The sequence below is a fragment of the Shouchella clausii genome, assembly GCF_002250115.1.
Classification (GTDB): domain Bacteria; phylum Bacillota; class Bacilli; order Bacillales; family Bacillaceae_D; genus Shouchella; species Shouchella clausii.
In genome coordinates this window covers 753,280-769,008 of the sequence record NZ_CP019985.1, presented here as the reverse complement: position 1 = coordinate 769,008, position 15,729 = coordinate 753,280, and the positions used below count along the sequence as shown (strand labels likewise).

Sequence of the window (15,729 nt, the reverse complement as noted above, 5' to 3'; positions counted from 1 at the left end):
TAGAAATGGCCCATGTTTGCAACAAACGCAACAACTTTTAGGAACGCTTTGGCAAACGCAAGCGTTCCTTTTTTCGCGTTAATCCTCTACAGGCAGCCAACCACTTATGAGCGCCCCGCCATCTAAGTGGTTCTTGGCAGCTAGTTCTCCCCCGTGTTGCCTTATAATTCGTTGGGAAATCGTCAATCCTAACCCACTTCCTCCTGTGGAACGGTTTCTTGACACTTCACCACGAAATAGAGGTTCAAACACATGCTCTAATTCCTCAGAGGAGAAGCCCGGCCCAGTATCTTTTAGAGAAAACGTCACTTTAGCGTCTTCCTTATAACAGCGGACAACGATATTGCCCGATGAGGGCGTATGGCGAATGGCATTATCGAAAAGGTTGTTCAAGGCACGTTCTAGCAAGTGGCTGTCGCCGCGAATCATGCAGCTCTCTTCAAAATCTGTTGAGATCGAGATGTGTTTTTGTTGGGCGAGTGGGCGGAAGCCGTCAATCGTCTGTTGAAAAAGGTTTTTTAAATCAATCGGACGCACATTCTTTTGCTGTTCCATATACTCCATCTTTGTAAAGGTAAACAAATCCTCTACTAGCCTGTCCAATTGCCTTGACTTTTCCTTACAAACCGCCACATATTTTGTTATTTTGTCTGGAGACTTAGCTATGCCTTGTTCCAGCCCATCTAAATATCCCCGTAAGGCGAACAGCGGCGTTCGCAAATCGTGGGCAATCGCTGCAATCATGAAGCGCCGTTCTTCTTCCAGTGCCATTTGTTTATGCTCGGATGTCCTCAGTCCTTTCATCATCACTTCAAATCCAGCGCCTACATCGGCAATCTCTGTTATCCTGCACATTGGCAAGTGTGCATCAAAATCTCCGTCGGCTACTTTTCGAGCGACTAAACCCATTCTTTCGAGTGGTTGAAGAAAGAACCTCCGCAAGGCGATGCCAACAATGACAAATGCAAGTAAAAAGCCAACGATTGCTGAAAGCGTCGGGACAATTCGTGAGTTTGGCACGTAAATGACCACTTTGCCAAGTAACTCGCCGTCCTCGATGAGGGAGAATCGTTCTGTTGACGAAAACCAACTGCTGCTTTCTGGATTCGAGCGATACATTTCTTGGTTAGACGCGGACAAAATTGCGACTTCCAGATCGGCCTCCCGTAGTTGAGTTTCTAGTTGACGTTGCCAATTGGCGTCTGTCCAGTTGTCTCCATTCGTTTCGATCGAATGAATGGCCTCTGTTACATGCTTTTGTAAGTTTTCGTCGGGTGTAGAGAAGCGAAACGTTTTTGTTTCCATGAAGTGTGCTGTCACATAAAAAATCCACGGCAATGATAGAATGAAGAAAAAACAGAGTACTGTAAATGTACGGATACGCAGTGTAGGCATGTTATCGTCCTTCGAAGCGATACCCAATTCCCCATACGTTCACAATGTATTGAGGATCATTCGGGTCCGCTTCTATTTTCTCGCGAAGGCGGCTAAGATGAACGCGAACGGTGTGCTTGTCGCCTACGCCATCCCACAGCTTATCGAGAAGTTGGTCATAGGAAAAAACATGCCTTGGGTGTTCTAAAAATAATCGCAGCAGTTCATATTCCTTTGGGGTCAGCATTACGTTTTTTCCGTCCACGGCAAGTTCTCGTGTTGTCAGGTTTAACGTAAGGCGGCCAAAATCCAAGATCGTTTCAGTCGGTGGCTGATTTGAAGCAGAACGTCGTAGGACGGCTTTCACTCTGGCAACAATTTCTCCAGGCGAAGCCGTTTTTACTATATAATCGTCGCCTCCAAGGGTCAGGCCGCGAATTTTGTCGACATCAGCGCTCCGTGCACTTAAGAACAAGATCGGAACGTCACTTTTTGCGCGAATCCGACGACAGAACGCAAATCCATTTTCTCCAGGCATCATGATATCTAGGATTAGACAATCGACAGCGCTTTGCTGGAAAGCCTCCCATGCTTCCTCTGTATTGGAGGCGGTTAGTACGTAAAAATGATCGTTTTCTAAAAAATCCCTTAACAAATCGGCAATACTTTGGTCATCGTCGACGACGAGTATGGTCTTTGGATTCATAAACTTCCCACCTTTACACTTTAGTTTATCATTTTTTCAGCCAAAACCAATGCAGACGCCTGTTTTGTGATCGATTGTTGATCGTTTTGTGATTTTTTTCTAACGTCATTTGAGAGTGTTCGTTGTTATGATTTGTATCGAAGCAGTTCCCCTCGTTTTTCAATGCAAGGAGCCCAGTTTGTTAACTAAATGGATGTGGAGGAGAAACGAAGATGTTATCGATACAAATTGTTCTATTTGATGGATTCGATCTTTTGGATGCGATTGCCCCTTATGAAGTTTTTCACGCAGCTTCAATGAATCTTAACGACAATCTCAGCGTCGAATTTGTGACTGCTGAAGGAGCAAGATCTGTGAAGAGCGGCGTCAACGACGTCCTACTCGAAGCAAAGGAAAAACTAGACCCGACACGACCAGGAATCATTCTCGTCCCTGGGGCAGCTGGTGCTGTCGATGGGGATGGACCTGATTCAATCCCGGCGATATTAGGCCGGGCGATGAATACAGAATTGACCGGAATGGTTGAGCATGCACTCAACCAGAAAGATATTGTCATCGCTGCAGTGTGCGGCGGCTCCCTGTTGTTAGCGATGGGTGGCTTGCTGGAAGGCAGATATACTGTTACACATCATCTAGGCATGGATGCGCTCGCTGCTACTGGCGCGACGCCTGTCCCAGCACGTGTCGTCGATGATGGCAATTTCGTAAGCGGCGGCGGTGTCACATCGGGACTGGATGTTGCCCTCTATCTTGTTGAACGAGAACTTGGCCCTCGCATCGCCCATGCTGTTGAGCAGCTATTTGAATTCGAGCGGAGGGGAACGGTTTGGCGCGACGTAGGGCTTGTCCCACGTAATGATACTGCGAAGGCAGAGAACGATGAAAGCGGTACAGCGAATAAAGTTGACCATACAGATAGCGCCATCCATCACCAATCTAGACAAGCATCTGTCTTCGACGGCGATTGGGCCACAGAAATCACAACGCCAGTTGGCAAACTGGATGTTGCCCTATCGATCTCGACGGACAAGGAGATGATCCGTGGCAAAGCAATACAAGGAGAGGAAACGGTTGAATTCGTCAATCCCGTCATTCAAGACAATAAGTTGACTTGGTCGCTGCCAATTACGAAACCGATGCGCTTAAATTTAAAATTTGAAGTCAGTGTGGACGGGAACAAAATGGTAGGTACCGCTAAGGCTGCTGTGCTGCCTGCGTCAAAATTGACCGGGAAGCGGATTTTATGACGAAAATGAGGTTTTATTACACATGAATAAGCAGAAAATCTTCTTTAGGCTACTTGTCTGTATCAGTACTGTCTTTATCGTTTACGCGTTCGTATACAATTATGTCATTGACCCAGGAGCAGAAACATTTTTAAGCCATAAAACGGGGCTTACACGAGAGTTAAATGTACCGGTCTGGCTAAACGTAATGTACATTCACGTGGCGTTTGCTTGTATTGCGATGGCGGTAGGGCTGCTCAACTTTTCAAAGCGTGTCTTTGCCAAAAGCCGCAAGTTCCACCGCTTAAACGGCTACCTTTATTTCGTATCTGTCCTTATTGTCGTCCTCACATCGGGCTACATGGCCCCATACGCAACAGGAGGCAAAATCGTCAGCATTGGTTTCAATGCAATCAACATCATTTGGCCGCTTATAACAATAATCGCGCTCGTTCAGATCAAAAAGAAACGAATGACCCAACATCGCAACTGGATGATCCGCAGTTACGCCTTTTGTTTTACGAACATGGTTCTTCATTTAATTACGGCCGGGGTGAACCAAGGATTTGGCCTTGATTATCCAACCAGCTATACAATCGGTGTTTATGGCGCTATTGTAGTGCTGCTCGTTATTCCTGCTATCGTCATCCGCTTAATCGGCGATTGGCAAGTGACTTCATAGCAAAACCCATATTTGTTTTCTACTTTATCTTACATCGCTGAAACTGAAATGATAGACTAATTAAAAAGCGATAGGAACAAGGGGGAGGCAAATGACAACGATAGTGGTTGGAGCCGGAATAGTCGGGGCAAGCGCGGCCTATCATCTAGCCAGAAAAGGGGAAGACGTTATTCTAGTCGATAAACGTTTTAAAGGAGAAGCAACAGCTGCAGGCGCTGGCATTGTTTGTCCATGGATCTCGAAAACAGACGATCCTGATTGGTACAGGCTCGCTCGCAACGGAGCACTTTACTATCCAGAGCTGATGGAAAGGCTGAAAGAAGATGGGGAGGAGCATGTTGGCTTTGCTTTCGTCGGAGCACTAGGTGTCAATGAAGAGGAAAGCGAGCTTGCCGCAATGGAAGCTCGGGCCCGGCAAAGGAAACAAGATACCCCAGAAGTAGGCGAAATTAAACGGTTATCGTATAGGGAGGCGAAGGCGTTATTCCCACCGCTGAAAGAAGGGCTAGAAGCTGTTTTTGTTGAAGGAGCTGCCCGCCTTGACGGACGATTGTTACGCGACGCTTTGTGCCGTGCTGCCAAAAAGCATGGCGCCCAAGTAGTTGAGGGTGAAGCACGCCTTGTATACCGGGAAGAAGCCATTTGCGGCGTGGAAATAGAGGGGGCCGTATATGAAGGGGACACGGTCATTGCCGCATCAGGGGCATGGGTGAAACAGTTGGCAGAGTCTATTGGAATAACGATAGAAGTCGAGCCGCAAAGAGGACAAATTGCCCACATTGGCATGGAAGGGTATGATACGTCGAAATGGCCAGTCGTCCTTCCGCAAACGAGCCATTATTTAGTCTGTTTTGATGATGCCCGGGTCGTCATTGGGGCAACGAGAGAAACAGGATCAGGGTTTGATTACCGCCTAACGGCAGGCGGCGTCTATGAAGTACTCGATGAAGGGCTCCGTGTTGCCCCTGGACTCGGCGAAGGTTCGCTGCGCGAAGTCCGAATTGGCTTTCGCCCAGCCAGTAAAGACTTAAAGCCTCTTCTAGGCAAAGTAAAAGCGTTAAAAGGGCTAGTGATCGCAACAGGGCTTGGCGCATCGGGTTTGACAATGGGGCCCTATGTGGGAACGTTAGCCGCCTCTTTGGCAATCGGCGAGGAACCAGATATTGATCTAGCTCCTTACGATCCATTGCGTTTTCCTTAAACAAAGTGAGCTGCCGGAGGCAGCTCGCTCTATTTCACGTTTTTTTTCTAAAAAGGTGGAGGACGAATGAGAATATGCCTATGCCTGCCGCCGCCCCAGCTGTGTCAATAAGCACATCGGTAATTTGGCCGCTGCGTCCCGGAATAAACAGTTGGTGGATTTCGTCGGTGATGGCATACAAAAAGCATAAACAGAGCGCCAAGGCCGCCGCCTTCGCCCCCTTGCCGCCAACTTGGCGAAGTCCATTCAACATGAGGATACCAAGAATAAAGTAAGCGCCAAAATGGGCACCTTTGCGGACAACTGTGTGGAGAAGATCGGCATGCATCTCTACCTGTGGCATCATCGCCGATAGCGACTGCATGAAAAAGTCAAGTACACCCAAACTTAGTTTTGAAGAGTCGTTTGCTGGCTGGTGGGAGAGAAGAAAAATCGTAGCCATCCATAAAATCGCCGCTATCCAGGAAACAATTGCCTTGTTGTACATAAACGTCTGCCTTTCCTACTCGTTTGTTATTATTTTAGCATAGGACGAAAAAAGATATATTAAATTCGAGATAAATGGGTATACATATAATAAAGTAAAAAGGAGGTTTGAAAATGGCAAATGTGAAAACAGCGGTCATCTATTATAGTTCCACCGGAACAAACTACCAATTGGCAAAATGGGCAAAAGAGTCAGCTGAAAAAGAAGGCGCGGAAGTGCGGTTATTAAAGTTTCCAGAACTTGCTCCAGATGCAGCAATTGACTCCAATCCAGCCTGGCGTGCCCATGTGGAAGCGACGAAAGACGTGCTAGAAGTAACGCCAGATGACATGGAATGGGCCGATTCCTATATCTTTAGCGTGCCTTCACGCTTTGGCGTTCTTCCAGCACAAGCTAAACAATTTTTTGATACGCTCGGCGGCTTGTGGGCACAAGGCAAACTCGCTAACAAGGTAGTAAGCGCCATGTCCTCTGCTTCTAATCCACACGGCGGCCAAGAAGCGACGATTTTGTCTGTGTATACAACGATGTACCATTGGGGTGCAATTGTTGTTGCGCCTGCTTATACGGACCAAAGTGCTTTCACTTCAGGCGGCAATCCTTACGGCACGAGCGTGACAATTGACCAAGACGGCAATCAAATAGAAGACGTCGAACAGGCTGTCAAACAGCAAGCAAAACGGACAGTCGCAGTCGCTAAAGCCATTGTTACAGGTTTGCAAACTTGAGACTGAAAGAAATCGATTGCCAGCTATAGGCAAACAACGAGGATGCGATGGTGTACCGGCAGGAAAAAAACGCCTTTCTATTGGAGGGCGTTATTTTTCTGTTGATAACAGCCACGTCACTCGCTTTACTGCTGCTATCAGTCGTGCAGGCGCTTCGTGAAGCCTTATCAATTCTGCCTAAGCATGCCTTTGTAAATCCCTGGCTTCGAGTTCGGAATGGCGATCGCGCCTAGCACTTTTTCGTAAAATTCCACTGGCCCAGCGCTGCCGATGATGCCATAGCCGTATCCGGATTCGCGCATGGCATGGAAAGAGCGGAGCAATAGCGCTTTTCCGATTCCTTGGCCACGGGCGTCCTCTTTCACGCCAGTAGGCCCAAAAAAATTTTTAAGTGTTGCATCATAGCAGGCAAAGCCGAGAAGCTCCTCACCACTTACAGCGAGGTAGCAAGAAACAGGAGCGCGGCTAAAAGCAACGTCACATTCATCAGCCCAGCCTTGGCTAAAATGGGATTTGACCCAGTTAAGCACAATCGTTTTCTCTGGGGCAAGTGCGCGTCTAATAGTGATTTCCTTTGAAACGAATGGTTCCTCAGGCAGGCTATATAACGGAACAAGCATGTCACCCAACATCATCAGCGCCTTTCTGTTTAGAAGATACAGGTGACTTTCGCGGCAAACATAGCAATCTCCTGTTTTGGCGCCACAAAAAGGTTGACAGTGCTGCTTTAAAGCGCAAAAATAAAGTCATTGTAAGCCGGAACAAGCCGCTTGCCGATTCACCAATTGGGATAAAGGGGTGTTTGCATGGACAAACCGATTCAAAAAACAGGCGGGCCTACGCCACATAGACCATTGATTTGTGCGCCGCTAGTCGGAAAAACAAAAGCAGCGCTTATAGAAGAAATCGACGCTGTCGCTGCAAAAAAGCCGGATCTTCTAGAGTGGCGAGTCGATTTTTATAAACATATTGGCGAAACCGAGGATGTCCTTGAGACGGCTTCCCTTTTAAAGGCGCATAGCCAAGGGATCCCGATTTTGTTTACGCGCAGATCGATCCGCGAGGGGGGCGAACCGATCTCAATTAACGAACAGGAAGTGACTGCGCTCTATGAGCAAGTAATGAAGCTAGGACTTGTCGACGTAGTTGACGTAGAGCTTAGCTGCCCAGAAGCCGAAAAGGAGCGCCTGAGAGCGATTGCTAAGGAAACGGAAACGCAATTGATTCTGTCCTACCATGATTTTCAGCGGACGCCGTCTGAGGCGGATATATTGGCAAAACTGCAAGAAGCGGAAGCGTATGGTGCCGATGTAGGCAAAGTCGCAGTAATGCCCGAGACAATGGCCGATGTGCTCACTTTGATGCAGGCAACGCAAAAAGCCGCCTCCACATTGACAATTCCAGTCATCACCATGGCTATGGGCCGTCTAGGCACATTATCAAGAATGGCAGGCGGCGCTTGTGGTTCAGCACTTACGTTTGCGATCGCCAATGATAGCTCTGCTCCTGGGCAAATGCCGATTGAGGAGCTTCGTGTTGTTTTAGATGTCATCGACCGATATGTCACTGGGCCATAAACGTGCTTATTGCCGTTCTACTAAAAGATCCCGTCCTGCTCTATGCGGCACGGGATCCGTTTGTTTACCGCCAAGCGCTAATTCGTTCAGAGCGAGGCACAAATACAGCCGACATCGCTTTTACCCGTCCTTGCAACAGGAATTGCCTGCCTTCAAAACTACGGGTGTAAACAAGTTCTGCTTTGCCAAGCTGTTTTTTCCATTCACGGTGGAACATTTCAGCAGTAGCTTTCTTACGCCCGAGTTCGGTTGGGACGGCAAAATAGTCTTTGCGCGTGCGGAAATGGGCCTTTGATTGCCGGTATAGAAGATAACGAGGATCTTCAATCGGATCGATCACCTCTTGGAGCGCTTTTAAAAAGACTGTTTTCTCATACGTTGTCCCGATTTTTAGCCAGCATTCGAGGGAGCCGTGCCCTGCTTTTATCGTCGAGATCGCATCTTTCTCCCATGGAGTCTCGACAATGCCCGCTTGATGCAGTGCTTTATAAAGGGCTTCGCCAACACTCTCCATGCTTTTTTCAATCGTCGAATTACGCCACCAAATCCGAATCGCTTTCCAGAAAAACGGCGCCGCAAAAATGGCGCTAACGACAATTGGGTAAACAAGGTAAAAGATCATTTCTGTTTTGCTGCTATAACTGGAAGGACGTTCTACAGTTACGCCTTGCCATAAAGTAAGAAAGCCAATCACAATCATCGCCTTTAATGTTGTTTCAAACCAGAGTGGTCGAGGGACAGAACGAGCATCGGCGCTTATTTCTTCAGTCGGCCTTCCCTCCATCGCCACCGCTTTTCTCCAACGGTCGGCTAGAACTTGCCGACTTTCCGCCCAGGCAAATGTCTTTTCATTTGACTCCTTCAATAACTTGCGGCGATAACGTGGTTTAGGAAAAGCAAGGCGGTTGATGCCTGACTCGATGATATTGTCCTCTGTGCCAAGGCCGATTAGCGACTTAAAGCGGCGCTGGAGCGAGAGGCAATCATGGCCCCCATCATACTGTTTCGTGTCTATGCAAACCATGTGCCAAATATTAGCGGTTTTATTCGGGTTGCCTCGTTCAATTCGCAACGCCCGGCCGCGCATTTGATTAGACAACATGAATGAGCCGACATAGGATGCCATAATAAGCGTATTGATGCTAGGTGCGTCCCAGCCCTCTCCTAGCAGCGCCGTTGTCCCGATTAGGACGTGAATGTCGCCAGTTGTAAAAACAGCGGTGATGATGCTAACCATTTTGGCGCGTGTGTTGTCATCAACGCTTATCAATAAGTAATTCGGATCATGGGCCAATGGTTGCAGCTTGAGCTCCAATCCTACTTTTTCAGCCTCTGTTTGGGCTTGTTTCTTAGCTGAAGTTGGGATAATAACCGTCGAGCCAGTTAGGACCGCTAGCTTAACTTTCTGATTAATGTGCCGACGGAGCTGCTCAAAAATGGGGATGACCCCTAATCGCGTTAATGGTTGCTCGTCACCTGGCTGTTTGGGCAAATCGATAAGGCGGATGTAATCAGCGAGAATGACAAGACGGAGCTTGCCTTCTAACTTGCTTGCTTCAAAAGAAACAATCTCTGTCATTGCATCAAGCTTTGATAGACTATTGACGAGAGAACGGTCAAACGTTTTCGTAGAGCGAAGCGTGACTTTTCTACGCTCGATCGCGCCAATTCGCTGTAAATGTTGTCTAATTTCATTTAATGGCGACTGCTTTTCGTCGATTTCGGCATCTTTATACAGCACATGGTTCAAAAGCTCTTCCGCCCACTCCTCTTCAAAAGGTGGGATGTTCTTTTCATACAGACCAGCCAATTTTGCCGGCTGTTTCCACGCTTCGCTACTACATGCATGCAAAAAAATAAGCAAACTCGAAAAGTAAGCCTGATTGGCGAGCATTTCTTGAGCTTGGTTTGCTGGATCAGTGATGTAGCGGTGCTGTTCAACAAACGAAATAAACGCTTTATCGGTTTTAATCTGCTGCATAAATGACTTCACGTCGTTGTGAAACGCAAGGAGCGGCTCGGCTTCTTTCACCGTAGGCGTTGTCGCATAAATATAGTCTTGATGAGGACAGAGGTCGCCTTCTTTTACCAATTCGGCCACGTGAATTTCTGCATCAATCGGCCCGCATAAATCAATATAGTTTTTCCATTCTTTTTGGGAAACGTCGTAAGGTGGAGTGGCAGTAAGTGCGACAATCGTTGGCTTGACAAGGGAGCGCCGAAAGTCGATCGTGCTTTTCCACCAAGCGGCACGCAAATGATGGGCTTCATCGACAATCAACGTTTGAAAGCCCATGTCTAGCAAGCGCTTGTATGCTTCCTTCCTCTCTTTTCCCCCTAGTGATTCCGTTTCTTGTTCAGTCGCAATGTCTACGTCATCCCCCTCAAAACCTCCATCATCTTCCTGACTGCAAAGGCTGTGCAACCCTTGATAGGTGGCAATCGTCACAAAAGCAGGTTGGCGGATGTCTGTGCTGATCCAATCCGGCGTTTCATCGCCTTGCCAGAACAGCTCTAGAAATCGCTCCGCCCATTGGTTGCGAATCGCCACTGTAGGAGCCAATATAAATGTAGGCTTGTTTAAGCGAACCATCAGTTCAAGCCCCAAAACGGTTTTGCCAGAGCCTGGCGGTGCAACGAGATGGACGCGTTGGTTTTGTAGAAGGGCATCCATGTCCGCTAAGATCTTTTTTTGGTATGTGCGCCATTGATAACGAAATTGAATCGATTGTGGAAATTCGTTCATGTTGATTCCCCCAGTCTATTAAAACGGTACTAGTAGTAGTTTACCAGGAATAAACAAGCTAGTAGAAGAGGGGATCGCCATAAACGTTTGGAGCTAGTTGGCCTTCATTTTATATAAAATCTTTGATTTGAACGAAAGAACTAGGTAATAAGAATCTTTTTCGTTCAAATTTTTGCTTTTGTTAGGCGTGGTTAGGGCTATTGGTATATTGAACATCCTGCCAGAGTCTTTTATGCTAGTTATATATGGAAAATGGTAGAAGGTGACGTATACGAATGGATTATTCAATGAGCATTCAACGACTCCAGCAGGAAATGAGTTCGCTTCGGGGAGATATTGTTACTGCCCAACAAGATGTGCAGCGGCTCCAGGAAACAAAGAGCACACTAATAGAAGAGCAGAACATTCTCCACCAAGACAAGACGTATCTCCAAGATCCAGAATTAAGCTATGATGCTTGGCGTGGAAATGAGGCCAACGACCATGACGGCAAACGATTTTATTTGGAAACGTCTTATCAACACTCCCAAGACCATCTTGAGGACATCATTTCATCGATTGAAACAAAAATAAGCGACTTGCAAAGCAGTATCGAAAACAGCTACCGATTAATCGATGCAAAACAAGCACAAGTGTCGATGTTCAAGCGCTTGCAAAAACAATGAGGTGAAGGAAAACGATGGCAGAAATCAAAGTGAACGAAGCCGAAGGGCTCGAAGTATTTGAAAATGTCGCCAATGCTGCAAATAGCTTTACGCCAACAGAGGCGAATATCGAACTGGCGACATCGTTACTCGAGTTTCTTGAGAAAGTCAATCAAATAGAGGACAGTTATAAAGCGCAAATACAAGCGTACATGGAAGCACTCAACAAAATGGAACAGGAAAGCCAGCGCCTTATTAAAGTGTACGGTGAGACGGACAGGGCCTTGGCAAACCAAGGGTAAGGGGAGCCTAAGAGATGAAAGTATTAGATGTCCAGGAAGTAATCAATGGCATTAATAAGCTAGTTGATGCGAAAAAAGAAGACATTGCCCAGCTAGAAGCGGTGGAATCAAGCATTCGCAAAATCCATAATCTCCATTCGCTCCAAGGAGAAGGGGGAGAAGCGATTAAAAACCATTTCTCACAGCTCCATTTGCCGGCGCTCCGCTTTTTCGTTACCTATCTTGAACAGTACATCGAGCAACTCGGGAAAATGAAAAACAATATTTTAAACTTCGAAGCAAGCAACGCGTTGCTTCGTCAAGATTTTTTAGCAGAAACGATCCCAAATGGCATTAACCGCATCAAACAAAATGCCGAAGCGAGCACAGAGGCGATTAACAGTGCGTGCGCCTCGATCCAAGACTTAGTCCACACCGGCACATTCACGATGGATGGCGTGCAAGCATGGGCAGATACGTTAAAACAACATGCCCAAGACACAGCCGATCGTCTCGAAGAACTAGATGCAGAAAACATCAACCTCGCCAACGAAGCCGAAGCGACGTTAACAGAATTAATGCAGTCAACTGAAAAGGTCATTAACTGGACAACGGGAGGGCCAATTGCTTCCCCAGCTGTACAAGAAGAAATTGACCGTTATTTTAAAGAAAACGACGTCTATTACAATATGTGGTCAGAAGCAATGGAGCTTGCTTCCATTGAAGACCCAACACTGATGGGGGCAATCGCCGATTGGTTCAGTACAGCAGGCACTTTCTATAAAGGGATGGATGTTGCCAAAGGCATCGGCGCCATTGCCGTTATTGCCTCGGGAAAATTAAAGTTTGAAAAAGCCGGCAACGGCATTTTCCGCGTTAAAAACCATCAAGACTGGGTAAAGAAAAATGGTGTCTACAACTCAAAGTTAGCAGCAGGCCTAAACTCGATCATGCGCAAATTCGGCAATAAAAATTCACCGATTAAGTTGTTCCAGGAACTCGGCAAGCTCAATAACCAACCGACCAACATTTTAAGAAAACTAGTCAATGTAGATCCGAGCCATTCCTCTGTATCATTTACTAAGTTATTCCGGAAAAATGCCTCCGGCGTGGCAATCAACGAAACGAAAGCGAAACAATACGTCGCTAGACCGGACCTAAAAGCAACAGCCAAAGAAGCCAAAAAGACATTTGTCAATACGTTTAAGCGCGTGCCTTATGTAGGTACGATTGTGTCCGCCGGAAGCAATGTGATGGAATTTTGGAAAGACGAAAACAAAGAAAAAACTTTCTTTGAAAGAGGAGGTCGCGTAGCGGCTGGTTTCGCGATGGATGCTGGCGTTGCTGGGCTAACGGCAGGAGGAGCGGCAATCGGCTCTATGATTCTGCCAGGGCCAGGCACAGTCATTGGCGGGGCAGTAGGAGCGACAGTCGGAATTATCGGATCGATCGCTTTGGATGAGAAAGTGAAGGATATAGGAGAGAAAGTAGGAAGACAAATAGATAAGGGAATAGACAACATGAAGGAGACGGCCTCAAAAGTGGCAGACAATATCGGCGATGCCGTTAATGGCGCCAAAAAATTTGTTACAAGCTGGTTTAAGTAGTTTAATCCAGACAATAGGAGATTGTAATGTTTTCACTAAAAAAAAGTATAAAAACGTTGGCCACAGGGCAGTTTTGTTTCCTAATTATGGCATTAATTTTATTACTTAATGTTTCGCATTGGCATGACCCATTGGTATCCTGGATTTTAATTCTCATGCTCATTCAGCCAGGCATTTTTTTGCTCGCCTTTGTAGATGGCTTTCGCACAAAAAAGACAGTTGAGATTGAACCGGAAGAACGAGGGAGTGTGTTTACTTTTAGAGGGTTTCTGAAAAGTTTATGGTTACTTGGTCCTATTCTACTATTTTTCACGGTCGTAATGTGGTATGCCGATCGTGATGGAGGATTTCCTTTTCCATCAGGACTTCTAGTTATTTTCCTAATGGTTAATGGATTCTTTAATTTTTTGTCGTTGTTTGCGCCAAGTTATGTGGTTCTATTTTATGGAGCCAATGCGTTTGACACTACAAAAACGGCATGGAGCGAAGGGTTTCGTTATATAGCCATCTATTTTTCTGGATTGAACGGTGAAATCCAAAATCTATTGTCCCGTTTTCCTTTTTACATTCAAAGGCCAATTACGCTTCTTCTTTGTATTTGGTATATCTTTGCGTTTGGTGGAATTGTTAAATTGTTTGGGTTTTAATGAGGTCAGTCAGCAATAGAAACAACCATGAATATGGTTTAGACTGAGAGTGCCGAAAGGAATCTTTTGGAGAACTATATGTATTCCATTAAACGAAGCTTAAAAACATTTTTGAAAGCGCAAGTGGTTCTTATATTGCTTTTAAGTATTCCACTTTTAAATATGGGAAGTTGGAGAACAGAATAGTTAATCGGGCTGGAAATGTTTATTTACTTGTCAGAGTTGTTTGCTTTGTTGTTGGCCTTTGTCGATGGTTTTCGTGCAAAAAAGACAGTTGAGATTGAACCGGAAGAAAGAGGGAATGTGTTTACTTTTAAAGGGTTTCTCAAAAGTTTATGGTTTCTCATTCCTCTCCTGCTATTTTTTACGCTCGTCACTTGGTATGCAGATTTTGATGGAGGAATTCCTTTTCCGTCAGGAATTTTAGCGGTTTTTCTTATGGTTAATTGTTCGCTTAGTTTTTTATCCTTCATCATGCCAAGTTATGTGTTGACGATTTATGCAGCGAATGCATATGACAAATCGAAAACGGCATGGAGTGAGGGCTTTCGCTATATCGCTATCTATTTCTGTGGATTGAATGGCGAGATTCAAAATCTATTATCCCGTTTTCCTTTCTACGTTCAGAGGCCGATTACGCTGCTTTTGTGTATCTGGTATTTTCTTGTATTAGGTGGGATTATTAATATGTTTGGCTTGTAAAAAAAGGGAAACGTAAAGCGTAGTTGATCGTAGTTAAAAGGGAGAGTGGTGGAGGGAAGATTACTCCCCTTTTTATCGAATCATCTTGAAAATAACAATAGGAGTTGGGGGGGTTCTTTCTGGACAATAAAGAAAAGAAAGACGTAATGAAAGTATTATCTCTTTTTACTATAGGGGGAATTCTTGTTTTATTAGTCCCTGTTTTTTATCATTCTGTCCTCCCATAACTTACTTTCGCTTGAAAAAGACAACCAAAACAGTTTTTATCGCCCATTTAGATAAATCTATACAAATAAAACTAAAAAATTGAGGTGGAATGGATGATACAGGACAAGCAAATCGCCCTTTCGACAGAGGAATTTGTTGCTGCGTTAGTGTTATGTGGGTATGAGGAAGCGGCTGCAGATATTATAAATGAATTGCAATTAGCGGAAACGGAGGAGCAGCTTGTTACGTTTTCAAACCAGGCGGAAACCCTTTTAAACAACCGTGGTTACTGGGACGAAACACGCTCTAGCAACCTTGTCAAAGGGTTGGAAAGTTTTATCCACTTGCTAATCAAATCGCAGAAAAAAACACGCTGTGTCCATGGGAACCATGTGTTGATTTTTCATCAAATTGAAGGGGACGAAATGATTGTCCAAACGTTTAAAGGCATGGAGCATCGTTTTGAGCTGTGCAAACATTCGGATTCGCTATGGGAGCGTATGGCTGATTTCTTTGGCTTAGCAGACGAGGACGTTGACTTGCCCGAGAATTTTAGGCTGAGATCCCAAGGGTTTGATCTGTTTTCGCAAGCGACAAGCGAGGAAATTGATGCGATTATCCGTGATCAAATTTATCCGGAGAACTTTAATATTTTTTTAGATGATTTTCGCAACCATGGCTTTTCACTGGACAACATCTCCATGATGATCTCTCATTATACCCGTGATGAAAGTGAGCTCATTCAAGTTAATTTCTTTCTAAAAAGCAGCAAAGGGTTCATGTGGTACGTCGACTATAGTCTAATTGAAGAAACAAACGAAATTCATATAAAAGCACTGGCCCCAAAAGAGTGTTTTGAGGCCGCGGTCTATGTGATGCTCGATTTTTACAAGCACGATGCAGTGGAATAGGCC

The 15,729-nt window shown here is 45.7% G+C and carries 16 protein-coding genes; 11 read left to right on the top strand and 5 right to left on the bottom strand.

All coding sequences use genetic code 11. The features are described 5' to 3' along the window. Window positions 1-78: 78 nt before the first annotated feature. Together BC8716_RS03700 and BC8716_RS03695 are read right to left on the bottom strand one after the other, a co-directional pair. Complete coding sequence (locus tag BC8716_RS03700) at window positions 79-1,395, bottom strand: sensor histidine kinase (RefSeq protein ID WP_094423990.1); 1,317 nt, start codon at window positions 1,393-1,395, stop codon at window positions 79-81. Between the two features lies 1 nt (window position 1,396). Next, window positions 1,397-2,080, bottom strand: a complete 684-nt coding sequence (locus BC8716_RS03695; RefSeq protein ID WP_094423989.1) for a response regulator transcription factor — start codon at window positions 2,078-2,080, stop codon at window positions 1,397-1,399. Between the two features lie 212 nt (window positions 2,081-2,292). Between BC8716_RS03695 and BC8716_RS03690 the strand changes: the two genes are divergently transcribed. The 3 genes from BC8716_RS03690 to BC8716_RS03680 all read left to right on the top strand — a co-directional run bounded on the left by BC8716_RS03690 (window position 2,293) and on the right by BC8716_RS03680 (window position 5,189). Continuing rightward, window positions 2,293-3,327, top strand: a complete 1,035-nt coding sequence (locus BC8716_RS03690) for a DJ-1/PfpI family protein (RefSeq protein ID WP_094423988.1) — start codon at window positions 2,293-2,295, stop codon at window positions 3,325-3,327. 22 nt (window positions 3,328-3,349) lie between these two features. After that, window positions 3,350-3,988 (top strand): DUF2306 domain-containing protein, encoded by a 639-nt coding sequence (locus tag BC8716_RS03685; RefSeq protein ID WP_094423987.1) that lies wholly within the window; start codon window positions 3,350-3,352, stop codon window positions 3,986-3,988. Window positions 3,989-4,079: 91 nt separating this feature from the next. Further along, window positions 4,080-5,189: an NAD(P)/FAD-dependent oxidoreductase gene (locus BC8716_RS03680; RefSeq protein ID WP_094423986.1), complete on the top strand. Its 1,110-nt coding sequence runs from the start codon at window positions 4,080-4,082 to the stop codon at window positions 5,187-5,189. A 34-nt stretch (window positions 5,190-5,223) separates the two neighbouring features. Here BC8716_RS03680 and BC8716_RS03675 read toward each other — a convergent pair whose 3' ends face one another. After that, a complete protein-coding gene (locus BC8716_RS03675) occupies window positions 5,224-5,676 on the bottom strand; it encodes a VanZ family protein (protein ID WP_094423985.1) in 453 nt (150 codons plus the stop codon). A 113-nt stretch (window positions 5,677-5,789) separates the two neighbouring features. Here BC8716_RS03675 and wrbA point away from each other — a divergent pair, with 113 nt between their 5' ends. Beyond that, window positions 5,790-6,404: an NAD(P)H:quinone oxidoreductase type IV gene (wrbA, locus tag BC8716_RS03670; RefSeq protein WP_094423984.1), complete on the top strand. Its 615-nt coding sequence runs from the start codon at window positions 5,790-5,792 to the stop codon at window positions 6,402-6,404. Between the two features lie 167 nt (window positions 6,405-6,571). Here the strand turns inward: wrbA and BC8716_RS03665 are convergent, their stop codons facing one another. Next, on the bottom strand, window positions 6,572-7,024 hold the full coding sequence (locus tag BC8716_RS03665) for a GNAT family N-acetyltransferase (protein WP_322500136.1): 453 nt from the start codon (window positions 7,022-7,024) through the stop codon (window positions 6,572-6,574). Window positions 7,025-7,210: 186 nt separating this feature from the next. On the opposite strand from BC8716_RS03665, the gene aroD reads away from it, so the two are divergent. Next, window positions 7,211-7,981 (top strand): type I 3-dehydroquinate dehydratase, encoded by a 771-nt coding sequence (gene aroD, locus BC8716_RS03660; RefSeq protein ID WP_094423983.1) that lies wholly within the window; start codon window positions 7,211-7,213, stop codon window positions 7,979-7,981. A 64-nt stretch (window positions 7,982-8,045) separates the two neighbouring features. Here the strand turns inward: aroD and BC8716_RS03655 are convergent, their stop codons facing one another. Then, on the bottom strand, window positions 8,046-10,727 hold the full coding sequence (locus BC8716_RS03655; protein ID WP_094423982.1) for a DEAD/DEAH box helicase family protein: 2,682 nt from the start codon (window positions 10,725-10,727) through the stop codon (window positions 8,046-8,048). A gap of 275 nt (window positions 10,728-11,002) precedes the next feature. On the opposite strand from BC8716_RS03655, the gene BC8716_RS03650 reads away from it, so the two are divergent. From BC8716_RS03650 to BC8716_RS03625, 6 genes are all read left to right on the top strand, one after another. Further along, entirely contained in the window at window positions 11,003-11,392 is a 390-nt protein-coding gene (locus BC8716_RS03650; RefSeq protein ID WP_094423981.1) for a DUF5082 domain-containing protein, read from the top strand. A gap of 14 nt (window positions 11,393-11,406) precedes the next feature. Then, the gene (locus BC8716_RS03645; RefSeq protein ID WP_094423980.1) at window positions 11,407-11,673 is read left to right on the top strand and encodes a YwqI/YxiC family protein; all 267 of its coding nucleotides are present in this window, start codon (window positions 11,407-11,409) and stop codon (window positions 11,671-11,673) included. A 14-nt stretch (window positions 11,674-11,687) separates the two neighbouring features. Next, complete coding sequence (locus tag BC8716_RS03640) at window positions 11,688-13,259, top strand: T7SS effector LXG polymorphic toxin (RefSeq protein ID WP_094423979.1); 1,572 nt, start codon at window positions 11,688-11,690, stop codon at window positions 13,257-13,259. A gap of 26 nt (window positions 13,260-13,285) precedes the next feature. Continuing rightward, a complete protein-coding gene (locus tag BC8716_RS03635) occupies window positions 13,286-13,906 on the top strand; it encodes a hypothetical protein (RefSeq protein ID WP_094423978.1) in 621 nt (206 codons plus the stop codon). 201 nt (window positions 13,907-14,107) lie between these two features. Next, on the top strand, window positions 14,108-14,608 hold the full coding sequence (locus BC8716_RS03630) for a hypothetical protein (protein ID WP_257251428.1): 501 nt from the start codon (window positions 14,108-14,110) through the stop codon (window positions 14,606-14,608). A 320-nt stretch (window positions 14,609-14,928) separates the two neighbouring features. Then, on the top strand, window positions 14,929-15,726 hold the full coding sequence (locus BC8716_RS03625) for a hypothetical protein (protein WP_094423977.1): 798 nt from the start codon (window positions 14,929-14,931) through the stop codon (window positions 15,724-15,726). Window positions 15,727-15,729 lie beyond the last annotated feature (3 nt).